Origin of the sequence: Leucobacter luti (assembly GCF_004217175.1) — a bacterium.
Taxonomy (GTDB): Bacteria; Actinomycetota; Actinomycetes; order Actinomycetales; family Microbacteriaceae; genus Leucobacter; species Leucobacter luti.
Genome location: NZ_SHKI01000007.1, coordinates 46,685 through 60,284, shown reverse-complemented (window position 1 = coordinate 60,284; position 13,600 = coordinate 46,685). Strand labels below are relative to the sequence as shown.

The window sequence follows — 13,600 nt, the reverse complement described above, 5'->3', positions numbered from 1 at the left end:
GCCGGCCGCCTAGAAGGGCAGCAGCGGGTCCACAGCGATCGCCACGGAGAGCACCGAGAGGTAGGTGATCGACCCGTGGAAGACCTGCATCGGCTTGCCCTCGTGGCCGCGAATCGCGCTGCCGTAGAGGGTGTGCGCCTGGACCAGGAAATAGCCGCCGGCGAGGAGCGCGACCACCGTGTAGACCCAGCCGATGCCGGCGGCGGGGATCAGGAGCAGGCTCGACACGACTGTGGCCCACGCGTACAGAATGACCTGCAAACCGACGGTGGTGCGCCCGCGTACCACGCCCAGCATCGGCACGCCTGCGGCGGCGTAGTCGTCGCGATAGCGCATTGACAGCGGCCAGTAGTGAGCCGGCGTCCACAGGAAGATGATGAGGAAGAACACCCAGGCGGGCCAGTCGAGGCCGCCGGTGACCGCGGCCCAGCCGATCAGCACCGGGAAACACCCGGCGATCCCGCCCCAGATGATGTTCTGCTCGCTGTGCCGCTTGAGCACGAGCGTGTAAATGACCACGTAGAAGAAGATCGCCGCTGCGGAGAGCGCGGCCGCGAGCAAATTGGTGGTGAGCGCGAGCCAGGCGACGGACAGCACGCCGAGCACCCAGGCAAACACGAGTGCGTTGCGGTCTGAGATCTCGCCGGTGACGAGCGGCCGGCCCGCCGTGCGCTTCATCTTGCGGTCCATGTCGCGATCGATGTAGCAGTTGAACGCGCCGGCCGACCCCGCGCTCATTGCACCGCCCACGAGTGTGGCGAGCACGAGCCACAGATTCGGGAGGCCGCCCTGCGCAAGGATCATCGCGGGCACCGTGACCACGAGCAACAACTCCATGACGCGCGGCTTGGTCAGCGCGACGTAGTTCTTGATCGAGCGACCGACTGAACGCCGGTGGCGGGCTTCTTGATCCTGAATCTGCGTGGACATCACCGTGTCATGCTACCTCCTCCGGCTAGGATTGACGCGGGGCTGCCGGGCGGCACGCTCATCTACTTCCCTTTCGAAAGGTCAGTCTTGGGAAACGAACTGCAGTGGGACGAGCTCGACGATCTCGCGGTGCACACCGCGCGAGTGCTGGCGGCGGACGCCGTTGAGAAGGTCGGCAACGGCCATCCGGGTACGGCGATCAGCCTGGCGCCCGTGTCCTATCTGTTGCACCAGAAGGTGATGCGTCACGATCCGGCTGACTCGGCATGGGTGGGGCGCGACCGCTTCATCCTCTCCGTGGGGCACTCGTCACTCACCCAGTACGTGCAGCTCTACCTCGGCGGCTACGGCCTCGAACTCGAAGACCTGCAGGCGCTCCGCACCTGGGGCTCAAAGACCCCGGGCCACCCGGAGTACGGCCACACCGACGGCGTGGAGATCACCACCGGCCCGCTCGGTCAGGGCCTGGCCTCCGCCGTGGGGTTCGCGTACGCCGCACGCTACGAGCGCGGGCTCTTTGACCCCGACGCCGCGCCCGGGACCAGCCCCTTCGACCACTTCATCTACGTGGTCGCGGGCGACGGGGATCTGCAGGAGGGCGTCACGAGTGAGGCCTCCTCCCTCGCCGGGCACCAGGACCTCGGAAACCTGATCGCGATCTACGACTCGAACCAGATCTCGATCGAGGACGACACCGACATCTCGTTCTCGGAGGACGTGGCGAAGCGCTACGAGTCCTACGGCTGGCAGGTGCTCGAGGTCGATTGGAAGCGCACCGGCGCATACGTGGAGGATGTCGCCGAGCTGCACGCGGCGATCGCCGCGGCCCAGGCAGAGACGGGCAAGCCGAGCCTCATCATCCTGAAGACCATCATCGGCTGGCCGTCCCCGGGCAAGCAGAACACCGGCGGAATCCACGGCGCGAAGCTCGGAGCTGAGGAACTCGCCGGGCTCAAGGAAGCCGTGGGCTTCGACCCCGCCGAGCACTTCGTGGTGGCCCCCGAGGTTATCGCGCACACGCGCGAGGCCGTGACCCGCGGCGCCGCGACCCGCGCCGAGTGGCAGCAGGGCTTCGACGCCTGGGCCGCCGCCAACCCCGAGCGGAAGGCGCTGTTCGACCGCGTTGAGTCGCGCGAGCTTCCCGCGGGCGCGCTCGAAGCGCTGCCCACCTTTGAGCCCGGCGCAAGCGTCGCGACGCGCGCGGCGAGCGGCAAGGTGCTCGCGGCGCTCGGCCCGATCATGCCAGAGCTGTGGGGCGGATCCGCCGACCTCGCCGGCTCGAACAACACCACGATTCCCGGCGTGCCCTCCTTCGTGCCGTCGGGCCACTCGACATCCACCTGGTCGGGCGACCCCTACGGCCGTGTGCTGCACTTCGGCATCCGCGAGCACGCCATGGGCGCGATCCTCAACGGGATCCAGCTGCACGGCAAGACCCGCAGCTACGGCGGGACGTTCCTGATCTTCAGCGACTACATGCGCCCCGCAGTGCGGCTCGCCGCGCTGATGAACGTGCCGAGCGTGTTCGTGTGGACGCACGATTCGATCGCACTTGGCGAGGACGGCCCCACGCACCAGCCGATCGAGCAGCTTGCGACCCTGCGCGCAATCCCCAACCTCGCCGTGGTACGCCCGGCGGACGCGAACGAGGTGTCGATCGCGTGGCACGAGATCCTCACCCGCCACGCCGGCCCCGCGGGGCTCGCGCTCACCCGGCAGAACGTTCCCGTGCTGCCGCGCGGCGGCGAGTTCGCGAGCGCGTCGGAAGCAGCCGAGGGCGTGCGCCGCGGCGCGTACGTGCTCGCCGAATCCCCCACGGGCAGCACTGACGTGCTGCTGATCGCGACGGGGTCCGAGGTGCAGCTGGCCGTGCAGGCCCGCGAGCAGCTCGCGGCCGACGGCATCGGCGCGCGCGTCGTGTCGGCCCCCTGCCTCGAGTGGTTCGCGGAGCAGACGCCCGAGTACCGCGAGAGCGTCATTCCGGCCGCCGTGACCGCGCGCGTGAGCGTCGAGGCCGGGCTCAGCCTCGGCTGGGAGCGCTTCGTGGGCGACCGCGGCCGCTCGGTCTCGATCGAGCACTTCGGCGCGTCTGCCGACTTCGAGACGCTGTTCCGCGAGTTCGGGATCACGGCCGAGGCCGTCGTCGCGGCCGCGCGCGAGTCGCTCGCCGCCTAACCGCACCCAGCACAGCTCACCCTCTTCCGTACTTCCCTGCCCCGAGGAGCCCCACGCATGACACCCTCCCCCACCGCCGCACTCAGCGCGGCCGGCGTGAGTATCTGGCTTGACGACCTCTCACGGAAACGTATCGAGAGCGGTGAGCTTCGCGCACTCCAGGCCAGCCACACCGTGGTCGGCGTCACCACGAACCCGACGATCTTCGCCGGCGCAATCGGCGGCGGCGTCGGCTACGGTGACCGGATCGCCGCGTGCGCGGCGAGCGGCCTCGACGTCGCTGCGACCATCGTGGAGCTCACCACGTCCGATGTCGCCGATGCGTGCGACATCTTCGCGGACGTGTACGCGGCCACCGGCGGCCGCGACGGGCGTGTCTCGATCGAGGTCGAGCCCGGGCTCGCGCGCGACACCGCCGGGACCGTCGCCCAGGCGATTGAACTGTGGCAGCGTGTTGACCGACCCAACGCCATGATCAAGATCCCGGCCACGCTTGAGGGGCTTGAAGCGATTACCGCGGTGATCGCCGCGGGGATCAGCGTCAACGTGACACTGATTTTCAGCCTGGAGCGCTATCGCCAGGTGATGAACGCCTACCTCACCGGTCTGGAGCAGGCGCGCGCCGCCGGGATCGACATTTCTGGGATCCACTCGGTCGCGTCGTTCTTCATCTCCCGCGTCGACACCGAGATCGACGCCCGCCTCCTCGCCCTGGGCACCGCGGAGGCCGCGGCGCTCACCGGCCAGGCCGGCGTGGCGAATGCGCGGCTGGCCTACGAGGCCTACACCGAGGCGTTCGGGAGCGAACGCGCTCGCTTCCTGACCGAGCTCGGCGCGAACCTGCAGCGCCCGCTGTGGGCCTCGACCGGTGTGAAGAACCCCGAGCTCCCCGATACGCTCTATGTCTCGGAGCTCGTCGCGGCCGACGTGGTGAACACCATGCCCGAGGCGACGCTGCTCGCGTTCGCCGACCACGGCGTGGTGCGGGGTGACACGGTCTCGACCGAGTTCCTCGAGTCGAACCAGGTGCTCAACGCGATCGACGCCCAGGGCGTGGACTACGTGGAGGTGACCGCGCAGCTTGAACGCGAGGGCCTGGCAAAGTTCGATGCGTCCTGGACCGAGCTGTGCGACACCGTGGGGCGGGCACTGCAGGAGGCGGGCGCGTAATGCCGATCGGACTCAGCTTCGGCCCGGAGCTCGCGTCGGAGGACGACCGCGTCGAGGCACTCGTTGCCCGGCTGGTCGCCGACCGGGTGGCGAGCCGACTCTACGCTCGGGACACCACACTGTGGGACACCGACGCGGAGGCTTCCGAGCGGCTGGGCTGGACCGACTTTGAGGCGAACGCGCTCACGGCGATCGCTGGGGCCGAGGCAATTCGCGCGGAGCTGCTCCAGGCCGGTGTCGACCGCATCGTTCTGTGCGGGATGGGCGGATCAAGCCTGGCCCCCGAGGTGATCGCCCGCTGGTCCGACGTGCAGCTCTCGGTGGTCGACTCCACACACCCCGACTTTATCGCGGGCGCGCTCGGCGCAGACCTCGCGCGCACCGCGGTCGTCGTGAGCTCGAAATCGGGCAGCACGATCGAAACACTGAGCCACCGGTCCGCGTTCACCGCGGCCTTTCGGGCGGCAGGGATCAACCCGGCGGATCGGATCATCGTGGTCACCGACCCGGGCTCGCAGCTCGAGGCTGACGCGCGCGGCGCCGGGCAGCGGGTGTGCTTCGCCGACCCAGACATCGGCGGCCGGTTCTCAGCGCTGACCGCCTTCGGGCTCGTGCCGACCGCGCTCGCCGGTGCCGACGTGCGCGGGCTCCTCGCTGACGCCTGCGCCGTGCGCGAGGAATTCACCCGCGACTCCCCCACCAACCCCGCGCTTCGGCTTGCGGCGGTCATCGCGTGCGGGCTGCCGCAGCAGTACGTGCTCGGGATCGCCGAGGCGCCCGGCGCTCACTGGGGCCTGGGGCAGTGGATCGAGCAGCTCGTTGCCGAGTCAACCGGCAAGGCCGGACACGGCGTGCTCCCGATTGCGCTCCCGCTCGACGCGCCCGAGTTTACGCTGCACCCGGCCAACCTCATGCGCGTGGAGCTGAGCGCGAGCGCGAGCGAGCCCGCGCAGCGCACACTGGGCCGCGCCGGGTTCGAGCTCGCGGTGAACGGTGAGCTGGGCGCCCAGTTCCTCCTGTGGGAGACGGCCACCGCGATGATCGGCCACCTGCTCGGGATCGATCCGTTTGATCAGCCCGACGTCGAGTCGGCAAAGATCGCCGCGCGCGCGGTGCTCTCCCGCGACGCCGACACCGATCCTGCACCCGCTGTTCTGCCACTCGTGGACGTGGCCGCGGCGGTCCTCGCCGCCCCGGCGCACTCAACCGCGGACTCCGCGGCGGCGCTGATCTCCGAGGTGGGCGCGGCGATCCCCGCAAACGGGTACCTCGCGATTCAGGCCTACCTCGACCCCTCCGGCCCATATGCGCCCGCGCTCGCCGAGCTGCGCGACGCTCTCGCGAGCGCCTACGGCGTTCCGGTGGCGCTCGGGTGGGGGCCCCGGTACCTGCACTCGGTGGGGCAGCTCCACAAGGGCGGCCCCGCGCTGGGCGCATTCCTCCAGCTCTGCGATTCGGGCGCCGGTGACGTCGAGATCCCCGATTCCGAGTCCGGGTTTGGCACGCTCATCGTTGCGCAGGCGCGCGGCGACCGCGAGGTGCTGACCTCGCGCGGGCGACCGGTGTTCGCGCTCGGCAGCAGCTCCCCCGCCGAGCTCATCGCCGCCCTCACCAGCGCAGCGCGTACCCGCTAGCCGGCGCACGCGAGCCGGCATACACTCTGCTCGGTGGCTGCCAACTCGCCCACCCGCGCAGACGCGGGCGCTGCGCCGCCGGACGCAGAAACGCCGCGGGCCCCAACGAAAACTCGTTGGGGCCCGCGGCGTTTCTGTTCGGAAAGACTACGCGGAGGCGCGTGCCGTTCCACGGCGCTTGCGTAGCTTCTGCAGCGCGGCGTCGAGGAGCTCAACGGCTTCCTCTTCGGTGCGCCGCTCCTTGACGTACGCGAGGTGCGTCTTGTAGGGCTCGTTCTTGGGGAGCTGCGGCGGGTTTTCCTTGTCGCGTCCCGCCGGGAGCCCGGAAGTGGGTGAGTCGATCTGCTCGGGAATCTCGTCGTCAGCGACATCGGACGCGAAGTAGCGTACGGTTTCGTTGCCGAGAGCGTCCCAGTACGAGATCTGAGTGCGGTCTGCGCGAGCGCCGTGATCCTTCTCCCCCATGGGGCCGGATCCGACACGGGCACCGCGAATGGCGTTGCTGCCTGCCACGGACTACCTTTCTGAAGTGGGTGTGTGAGCGGGAGCGCGGTTAGACGACCGAGAACCGGGCGAGGAGGCCCAGTCCAACGATCGACGCAGCCCACACGATCGACACGACCACGGTGATGCGGTTGAGGTTGCGCTCCGCCACACCGGACGAGCCGAGGCTTGAGGTGACGCCGCCGCCGAACATGTCCGAGAGACCGCCGCCGCGACCCTTGTGCAGCAGGATGAACAGGGTGAGCAGCAGACTCGTGAGCACGAGAATGACGATCAGAGCGATCTTGAGAATAAGCACGCAGATCACCTTTCGGGGGTTGGGGGCGTGGTGCGCCAGCGTCCAGTATAGCGGGGCGCGAGAGGAACGGGGTCGCGGCAGGCCTGCGGCAGTGAGAATTCGACCCGGGGTACGCGGCGGGTGTGGCCCGCTACGTCCCCGGGCTCGCGGCCGCGACGGGTGCTAGCCCGCCGTGACGTGCTTGCGGAACTGCACGATCCTGCTGAACTCGTCCGCCTTGAGGCTCGCCCCGCCGACGAGCGCGCCGTCGACGTTCGGCTGCTTCAAGAACGCGGCGATGTTCTGGCTGGTCACGGAGCCGCCGTAGAGGATTCGGGTGGCCGCAGCGCTGTCGTCGCCCCGAAGGTCGCGGAGCGCTTCGCGGATCGCCCGCGCCACCTCTTCCGCCTGCTCGGGGGTCGCCGCCTGGCCGCTGCCGATCGCCCAGACCGGCTCGTACGCCACCACGATCTCCGCGTCGCGCGGAAGCTGGGCAACGGCCGCGGCGAGCTGCGCGAGCGGTACCGCGGCGGCACCGTGCTCGGCAAGGTCCGCCGCGGTCTCCCCCACGCAGATCATGGGAACGAGGCCGGCGCGATGCGCGGCGAGGGTCTTCGCTCCGACGACCTCGTCGCTCTCGCCGTGGCCGTGGCGGCGCTCGGAGTGCCCCACAAGCGCGTAGTGGACCCCGAGCTTCTCGAGCATCGCGCCGGAGATGTCCCCCGTGTATGCGCCGGACTCGTGGGGCGAGAGGTCCTGCGCCCCGAGCACGAGTGAGAGCTTGTCTGCCGTGAGGAGCGTCTGCACCGAGCGCAGATCCGTGAACGGCGGGAACACCGCCACCTCGGTGTCGCCGTAGTCGTGGCGCGCGTCCTTGAGTGACCAGGAGAGCTTCTGGACGAGCGCGATCGCCTGGAGGTGATCGAGATTCATCTTCCAGTTGCCCGCGATCAGCGGGGTCCGGGCCGTGAGCGGGAGCGGCTCGCGCTGTGTGGTGGGTGTTGCGGGTGCGTCGCTCATGCGAGAACCTCCAGTCCGGGCAGTGCCTTGCCCTCAAGGAATTCGAGGCTCGCACCGCCGCCCGTTGAAATGTGTCCGAACTGCGCGTCCGCGAAGCCGAGCGCGCGCACCGCGGCGGCCGAGTCGCCGCCGCCCACCACGGTGAAGCCAGCGGTGTCGGTGAGCGCCTGGGCGACCGCGCGCGTGCCGTGTGCAAACGCGGGCATCTCGAACACGCCCATGGGGCCGTTCCAGAACACGGTCTGCGACTCGGCGATGACGGCGGCAAACGCGGCCGCCGAATCCGGGCCGATGTCGAGGCCGAGTCCGGACGCGCCGAAGCTCGCTGACTCGATCGCGTCGGCCGGCACCGTCTCGTGCGCGGCGTCGGCCGCGAACGCGGCGGCCACGACCACGTCGCTCGGGAGCACGATGTTCACGCCGCGCTCCGCGGCGGTGGCGAGGTAGCCGCGCACCGTGTCGAGCTGGTCGGCCTCGAGCAGGCTTGCGCCCACCCGGTGGCCCTGCGCCGCGAGGAACGTGAAGAGCATCCCGCCGCCGATGAGCAGCGTGTCAACGCGCTCGAGCAGGTGTGAGATGACGCCGAGCTTGTCGGAGACCTTCGACCCGCCGAGCACCACCGTGTACGGGCGCTCGGGGGTGTCGGTGAGGCGCCGGAGCACCTCAAGCTCGGCGGCGACGAGGCGCCCCGCCGCACTCGGCAGCAGCTGCGCGAGATCGTAAACGCTCGCCTGGCGGCGATGCACGACCCCAAACCCGTCGGAGACGAACGCGTCTCCGAGCTGGGCAAGCTGCTGCGCGAACGCACCGCGTTCCGCGTCGTCCGAGCTCGTCTCCCCCGCGTTGAAGCGGAGGTTCTCGAGCAGCACGACGTCCCCCGGCGCGAGCGCGGCGACCGCCGCACTCGCCTCGGCGCCGACCGTCTCGCTGACGAACTGCACGGGGGCCTCAAGCAGCTCGGCCATCCGTGCGGCGACCGGGCTGAGTGAGTACCGTGCCTCGGGGGCGCCCTTGGGGCGTCCGAGGTGGCTGATCACCACGACCTTCGCGCCGGCGGCGCGAAGCTCACGAATGGTGGTGAGTGAGGCGCGGATGCGCCCGTCGTCGGTGATCACGCCGTCGGCGAGTGGAACGTTCAGATCGCTCCGGACGATGACCGTCCGGTCGGCGAGCGACCCCAGGGATTCAATGGTGCGCATGTGTGCGGCGGGCTCCTCGTTCGTGGTGGGAGGTGACTAGATCAGGCCGGGCGTCTGCGTGCGAGCTGCCTCGAAGCGCTTCGCCACGTCCTGCCAGTTGGCGATGTTCCAGAACGCCTTCACGTAGTCGGCGCGCACGTTGAGGTAGTCAAGGTAGTACGCGTGCTCCCAGACGTCGAGCATGAGCAGCGGGACGGTGCCGGCGGGGAGGTTGCCCTGCTGGTCGAAGAGCTGCACGACGTTGGGGCGCTGGCCGAGCGCGTCCCACGCGAGTACTGCCCACCCCGAACCCTGCACGCCCATCGCCGTAGCGGTGAAGTGCGCCTGGAACTTCTCGAAGTCGCCGAAGTACTCGTCGATCGCTGCCGCGAGCTCGCCCTCGGGACGCTCGCCGCCCTCGGGCGAGAGGTTGTTCCAGAAAATGGTGTGGTTGACGTGGCCGCCCACGTTGAACGCCAGATCCTTCTCCAGCTTGTTCACGTTTGCGAGGTTGCCGCTCTCGCGTGCCTCGGCGAGGCCATCGAGTGCCGCGTTCGCGCCGGTCACGTAGGCCTGGTGGTGCTTGTCGTGGTGCAGCTGCATGATCTTGCCGCTGATGTGCGGCTCAAGCGCGGCGTAATCGTACGGAAGTTCAGGAAGTGAATAGGCGGCCATGCGGCGCTCCAATCTCTACGATCATCAGTGGTCAAAATCAGTCTATCGACGCGGCGCATCGCCGTGGGCGTGAATCCCCTGCCAGCGAACCCGGGCGCAGAAACGGCGGGGGCGGTGCTGTGCACCGTCCCCGCCGTTGCGGTGGTGAATCCTTAGATTCGGTCGAGCTCGTCGGGCAGGCTCGCCTCGGTACCGGGGATACCCCGGGTCGACGCTTCCTTGTCTGCCATCGCGAGCAGGCGGCGGATCCGGCCCGCAATCGCGTCCTTCGTGAGCACGGGCTCGGCGCGCGCTCCCAGGTCGTCAAGGCTGGCCTCGCGGTGCGCGAGGCGCAGCTTGCCGGCGTACTTCAGGTGGTCGGGGATGTCGTCGCCGAGAATCTCAAGCGCGCGCTCAACGCGAGCGCAGGCGGCGACCGACGCCTGCGCGGAGCGGCGCAGGTTCGCATCGTCAAAGTTGACGAGGCGGTTGGCGGTGGCGCGGGTCTCGCGGGCGCGACGCAGCTCGTCCCAGCTCGCGCGGGCCTGCTCGGCGCCCATCGCGCCGAGCATCTCCCCGATCGCCTCGCCGTCGCGGATCAGCACCTTGTTCTGGCCGCGAATCTCGCGACTCTTCGCGTCGATGCCGATGCGGCTTGCGGCGCCCACGAGCGCCATGGCCACCTCGTTGCTGGGGCACACGATCTCGAGGCTCGCCGAGCGCCCGGGGGCAGTGAGCCCGCCGCGGGCGAGGAACGCCCCGCGCCAGACGGCAGCGAGCTCGGGCTGCGCGCCCGTGGTCAGGCGATTCGGGAGTCCGCGAATCTGGCGGCGGCGCGGATCGAGCAGCCCGAGCTGCCGGGCGAGCGTCTCGCCGTCGATCACACGGACAAGGAACTGCGGCGCGCCGGGGCGCGTGCTTGATGGTGGGAGCTGCTTGGCTTCGGAACGGACGCCGTAGAGTTCGGCGAGATCTTTGCGGACACGCTGCACAATCTGGGGGGTGTGCAGTTCGGCTTCCAGCGCGATGCGCCCGGAAATAGTGTGCAGCCCGCCGGCCAGGCGGAGGATCGTAGCGACCTCAGCAATACGCTCTCCGGTGCGCTGCACCGGGAAACGTACGAGCTCACTCTTCACCTCAAGGGTCGACAGCACGAATGGGTCCTCTCAGATTTCAGGATAAAAAACGACAAAGCGGCGGCGCAGCGCTGCAGATTACTCGCGACCGAGGTCGCGGTGGCGCAGACTTACACTTACGCCTGGAAGGCCAGCGAGTCGATCAGCGAGCTCGCGTGCGGTGGCGACAGAACGATGTTTGCCGCCCGTGCATCCTACCGCGAGCGAGGCGTGTCGTTTGTTCTCTCGCTGAAAGCCCGCGAGCACCGGTGTCAGTGCTGCGACGTAGTGATCGAGGAACTCAGCGGCGCCCTCGCGGCTCAGCACGTACTCCTTGACTTCGGTGTCAACCCCGGTGAGGGCGCGGAGTTCCGGCTCCCAGAACGGGTTGGGGAGGAAGCGCATGTCGACCATGAGGTCGACGTCGGTGGGTGCGCCGTACTTGAAGCCGAAGCTCATCACCGAGAGCTGCAGGCCGGGCGTGTTGTCGTCTGAGAATAGCTCGCGCGTCGCGGTGGACAGATCGTGCACGTTGTAGCGCGAAGTGTCGACCACCACGTCGCTCGACGCGCGGAGCTCCTGGAGTCGATCGCGCTCGAGTCGGATCCCTTCGAGCAGGCTCCCGGCCTCGGCCTGGAACGGGTGCGGACGGCGCACCGACTCGTACCGGCGCACGAGAATCTCGTCGGTCGCGTCAAGGAAGACCACGCGGACCGTGGCGTTTTCGCGCAGCTCATTCACAGTGTGCTGAATGTCTGCGAACAGGTCACGGCCGCGAACGTCGACCACGGCGGCGATCTTGGGGAGAGCCCCGCCAGAGCGGTCTGCCATGTCCGCGAGCGTCTTCAGCATCGACAACGGCAGGTTGTCGACCACGTACCACCCGAGATCCTCAAGCGTGTTTGCGACGGTACTGCGACCGGCCCCCGACATTCCGGTCACGATGAGGATCTCCTGTGCGGAAACTACCTCGTTCATTGGACATCCTCCTCGCCCAGCGCCAGATCGGCCGCTGTGACAAGCTTAGCGTCAGGTGCATCACCTGGATCGATTGCATCGTGATCCGGCCCAGCGGGGCTGGCGAGGTGCGCCCGCACCTGCTCGGCGAGTTTGGGGCCGAGGCCCGGCGCCGCCGACAGCTCGGCGAGGGAGGCGGCGCGCAGCCGCGTGACCGAACCAAAGTGCCGCAGCAGGCCCTGCACGCGCTTGGGGCCGAGGCCCGGGATCTCCGAGAGTCGGCTCGCGATCGAGGTGCTGCGGCGCTGCCGCTGGAACGTGATCGCGAAGCGGTGCGCCTCGTCGCGGATGCGCTGCACGAGGAAGAGCGCCTCACTCGTGCGGGGCAGGATCACGGGGAACGGGTCTCCGGGTAGCCAGATCTCCTCGAGTCGCTTGGCGACCCCGCACAGCGCGATGTCGGTGATGCCCGCGGCGGCAAGCGCTCGGGCTGCGGCCTTCACCTGCGGCTCACCGCCATCGACGATGAGCAGCTGCGGGCGATCCCGATAGATCCCGCTCGGCTGCTCCCCCGACTCCTTGGCGAGGTTAAGCTGCGCTGCGCGCCGGGACACGACCTGGAAGATCGAGTCGGTATCGTCGGTGGTCTCTTCGATGCGGTACTTGCGGTAGGCACCCTTCGCCGGCAGCCCGTCCTCGAACACCACGAGGGAGGCCACCACCCCCGTGCCCTGGAGGTGCGACACGTCGATGCACTCAATCCGCAGGGGCGCCTCGGTCATGTCGAGGGCGCGCTGCAGCTCGGCGAGCGCGTCGGTGCGCGCGGTGAGGTCCGCAGCTCGCTTCATCTTGTACCGGATGAGGTGCTCGCCGGCGTTGAGCACGGCGCGCTCCATGAGCTGGACCTTGTCGCCCCGCTCGGGCACGCGCAGCGTGACCTTGCCACGGCGCGGCCGGCGAGCGCTGAGCGCCTCTTCGAGCGCGGCGTGCCCCTCGGGAAGCAGCGGCACGAGGATCTCGGGCGGGGGCTCCCGCTCGCCCTCGTACGCGGACTGGATCACCTGTTCGAGGAGTGTGCCTGGCGAGTCGTCGAGCTCCACGTCAACGATCCAGCTGCGCTCGCCCCGGATTCTGCCGCCGCGAATGATGAACTGATGCGCGGCCGCCGCGAGCTCGTCGGCGCGAAGCCCAAACACGTCGAGGTTGACGTCGTGGCCGAGCACCACGGCGTTCTTTTCAAGCACGTGCTCCACTGCCTGGACCTGGTCTCGGAGTCGCGCCGCGTCCTCGTAGCGCTGCTCCGCGGCCGCGTCGCGCATGGCCCACTGGAGGGTGCGCAAGTGGCTCGAGTCTCCGCCCGCAAGGAACGAGACCAGTTCGTCCACGCGGGCGCGGTGATCCTCGACGCTGATCAGCTGCGAGCACGGCCCGTGGCAGCGTCCGATCTGACCGGCGAGGCACGGCCGCCCGCTCGACATCGCCCGCTTGTAGTCTGCGTCATTGCAGGTGCGAATGGGGAACGCCTGTTGCAGTAGCGCTGTGGTTTCCCTGAGCGCCCACACCTTTGGGTATGGGCCAAAGTAGCGCGCACCACGGATCTTCTCGTTGCGGGTGATGATGAGTCGAGGAGCCTCCTCGCGAAGAGTCACCGCAAGATATGGGTATGTCTTGTCGTCCTTGAACTGGACATTAAAGGGAGGTTTGAACTCCGTGATCCAGGTGTGCTCGAGCACGAGCGACTCGGTGTCGGTCGCCACGACGGTCCAGTCGAGCTTCGCCGCGAGCGTGACCATGCGCCTGGTGCGGGGCATGAGCGAGTGCAGCGGCTGAAAATAGTTTGCGAGCCGGGCGCGGAGGTTCTTCGCCTTGCCGATGTAGAGCACGCGGCCGTATTTGTCGCTGAAGCGATAGACGCCGGGCGCCGTGGGGATCTCGCCCTGGGCCGGTCTGAACGCGGCGCGAGAATCGGCGAGGGGGCCCGCGGGC

General features: G+C 69.0%; 12 protein-coding genes. 3 read left to right on the top strand and 9 right to left on the bottom strand.

All coding sequences use genetic code 11. The features are described from left to right. Positions 1-9 precede the first annotated feature (9 nt). Positions 10-930, bottom strand: coding sequence for a heme o synthase (locus EV139_RS13620; protein ID WP_130454950.1), 921 nt, complete (start codon positions 928-930; stop codon positions 10-12). 87 nt (positions 931-1,017) lie between these two features. Here EV139_RS13620 and tkt point away from each other — a divergent pair, with 87 nt between their 5' ends. From tkt to EV139_RS13605, 3 genes are read left to right on the top strand one after another with little or no spacing between them, the layout of a single operon-like run. Beyond that, positions 1,018-3,105 carry a transketolase gene (tkt, locus tag EV139_RS13615; RefSeq protein ID WP_237465441.1) on the top strand — a complete coding sequence of 696 codons (2,088 nt, stop codon included), beginning with the start codon at positions 1,018-1,020 and terminating at the stop codon, positions 3,103-3,105. A 57-nt stretch (positions 3,106-3,162) separates the two neighbouring features. Beyond that, complete coding sequence (gene tal, locus EV139_RS13610; RefSeq protein WP_130454946.1) at positions 3,163-4,275, top strand: transaldolase; 1,113 nt, start codon at positions 3,163-3,165, stop codon at positions 4,273-4,275. Beyond that, a complete protein-coding gene (locus tag EV139_RS13605) occupies positions 4,275-5,909 on the top strand; it encodes a glucose-6-phosphate isomerase (RefSeq protein WP_130454944.1) in 1,635 nt (544 codons plus the stop codon). The genes tal and EV139_RS13605 overlap by 1 nt, the downstream gene beginning before the upstream one ends. 147 nt (positions 5,910-6,056) lie before the next feature. On the opposite strand, the gene EV139_RS13600 is transcribed toward EV139_RS13605, so the two are convergent. The 8 genes from EV139_RS13600 to uvrC form a co-directional block, all read right to left on the bottom strand. Then, entirely contained in the window at positions 6,057-6,422 is a 366-nt protein-coding gene (locus EV139_RS13600; protein WP_130454942.1) for an RNA polymerase-binding protein RbpA, read from the bottom strand. Between the two features lie 40 nt (positions 6,423-6,462). Continuing rightward, entirely contained in the window at positions 6,463-6,711 is a 249-nt protein-coding gene (secG, locus tag EV139_RS13595; protein ID WP_130454940.1) for a preprotein translocase subunit SecG, read from the bottom strand. 162 nt (positions 6,712-6,873) lie between these two features. Beyond that, positions 6,874-7,710 carry a triose-phosphate isomerase gene (gene tpiA / locus EV139_RS13590; protein WP_130454938.1) on the bottom strand — a complete coding sequence of 279 codons (837 nt, stop codon included), beginning with the start codon at positions 7,708-7,710 and terminating at the stop codon, positions 6,874-6,876. After that, on the bottom strand, positions 7,707-8,909 hold the full coding sequence (locus EV139_RS13585) for a phosphoglycerate kinase (RefSeq protein ID WP_130454936.1): 1,203 nt from the start codon (positions 8,907-8,909) through the stop codon (positions 7,707-7,709). Before EV139_RS13585 ends, tpiA begins: the two co-directional genes overlap by 4 nt. A 36-nt stretch (positions 8,910-8,945) precedes the next feature. Further along, positions 8,946-9,563 carry a superoxide dismutase gene (locus tag EV139_RS13580; protein WP_130454934.1) on the bottom strand — a complete coding sequence of 206 codons (618 nt, stop codon included), beginning with the start codon at positions 9,561-9,563 and terminating at the stop codon, positions 8,946-8,948. Positions 9,564-9,715: 152 nt separating this feature from the next. Further along, complete coding sequence (gene whiA / locus EV139_RS13575; RefSeq protein ID WP_130454932.1) at positions 9,716-10,696, bottom strand: DNA-binding protein WhiA; 981 nt, start codon at positions 10,694-10,696, stop codon at positions 9,716-9,718. Positions 10,697-10,756: 60 nt separating this feature from the next. After that, positions 10,757-11,635 carry an RNase adapter RapZ gene (rapZ, locus tag EV139_RS13570; RefSeq protein WP_130454930.1) on the bottom strand — a complete coding sequence of 293 codons (879 nt, stop codon included), beginning with the start codon at positions 11,633-11,635 and terminating at the stop codon, positions 10,757-10,759. Beyond that, positions 11,632-13,545, bottom strand: a complete 1,914-nt coding sequence (uvrC, locus tag EV139_RS13565) for an excinuclease ABC subunit UvrC (protein ID WP_241989073.1) — start codon at positions 13,543-13,545, stop codon at positions 11,632-11,634. The genes rapZ and uvrC overlap by 4 nt, the downstream gene beginning before the upstream one ends. Between the last annotated feature and the right edge of the window lie 55 nt (positions 13,546-13,600).

Excerpts from the sequence above, each read along its gene's own strand:
- EV139_RS13620 (WP_130454950.1), bottom strand. The coding sequence starts at position 930 with ATGTCCACGCAGATTCAGGATCAAGAAGCCCGCCACCGGCGTTCAGTC.
- rapZ (WP_130454930.1), bottom strand. The coding sequence starts at position 11,635 with ATGAACGAGGTAGTTTCCGCACAGGAGATCCTCATCGTGACCGGAATG.
- tal (WP_130454946.1), top strand. The coding sequence starts at position 3,163 with ATGACACCCTCCCCCACCGCCGCACTCAGCGCGGCCGGCGTGAGTATC.
- tpiA (WP_130454938.1), bottom strand. The coding sequence starts at position 7,710 with ATGAGCGACGCACCCGCAACACCCACCACACAGCGCGAGCCGCTCCCG.
- EV139_RS13580 (WP_130454934.1), bottom strand. The coding sequence starts at position 9,563 with ATGGCCGCCTATTCACTTCCTGAACTTCCGTACGATTACGCCGCGCTT.
- EV139_RS13585 (WP_130454936.1), bottom strand. The coding sequence starts at position 8,909 with ATGCGCACCATTGAATCCCTGGGGTCGCTCGCCGACCGGACGGTCATC.
- EV139_RS13605 (WP_130454944.1), top strand. The coding sequence starts at position 4,275 with ATGCCGATCGGACTCAGCTTCGGCCCGGAGCTCGCGTCGGAGGACGAC.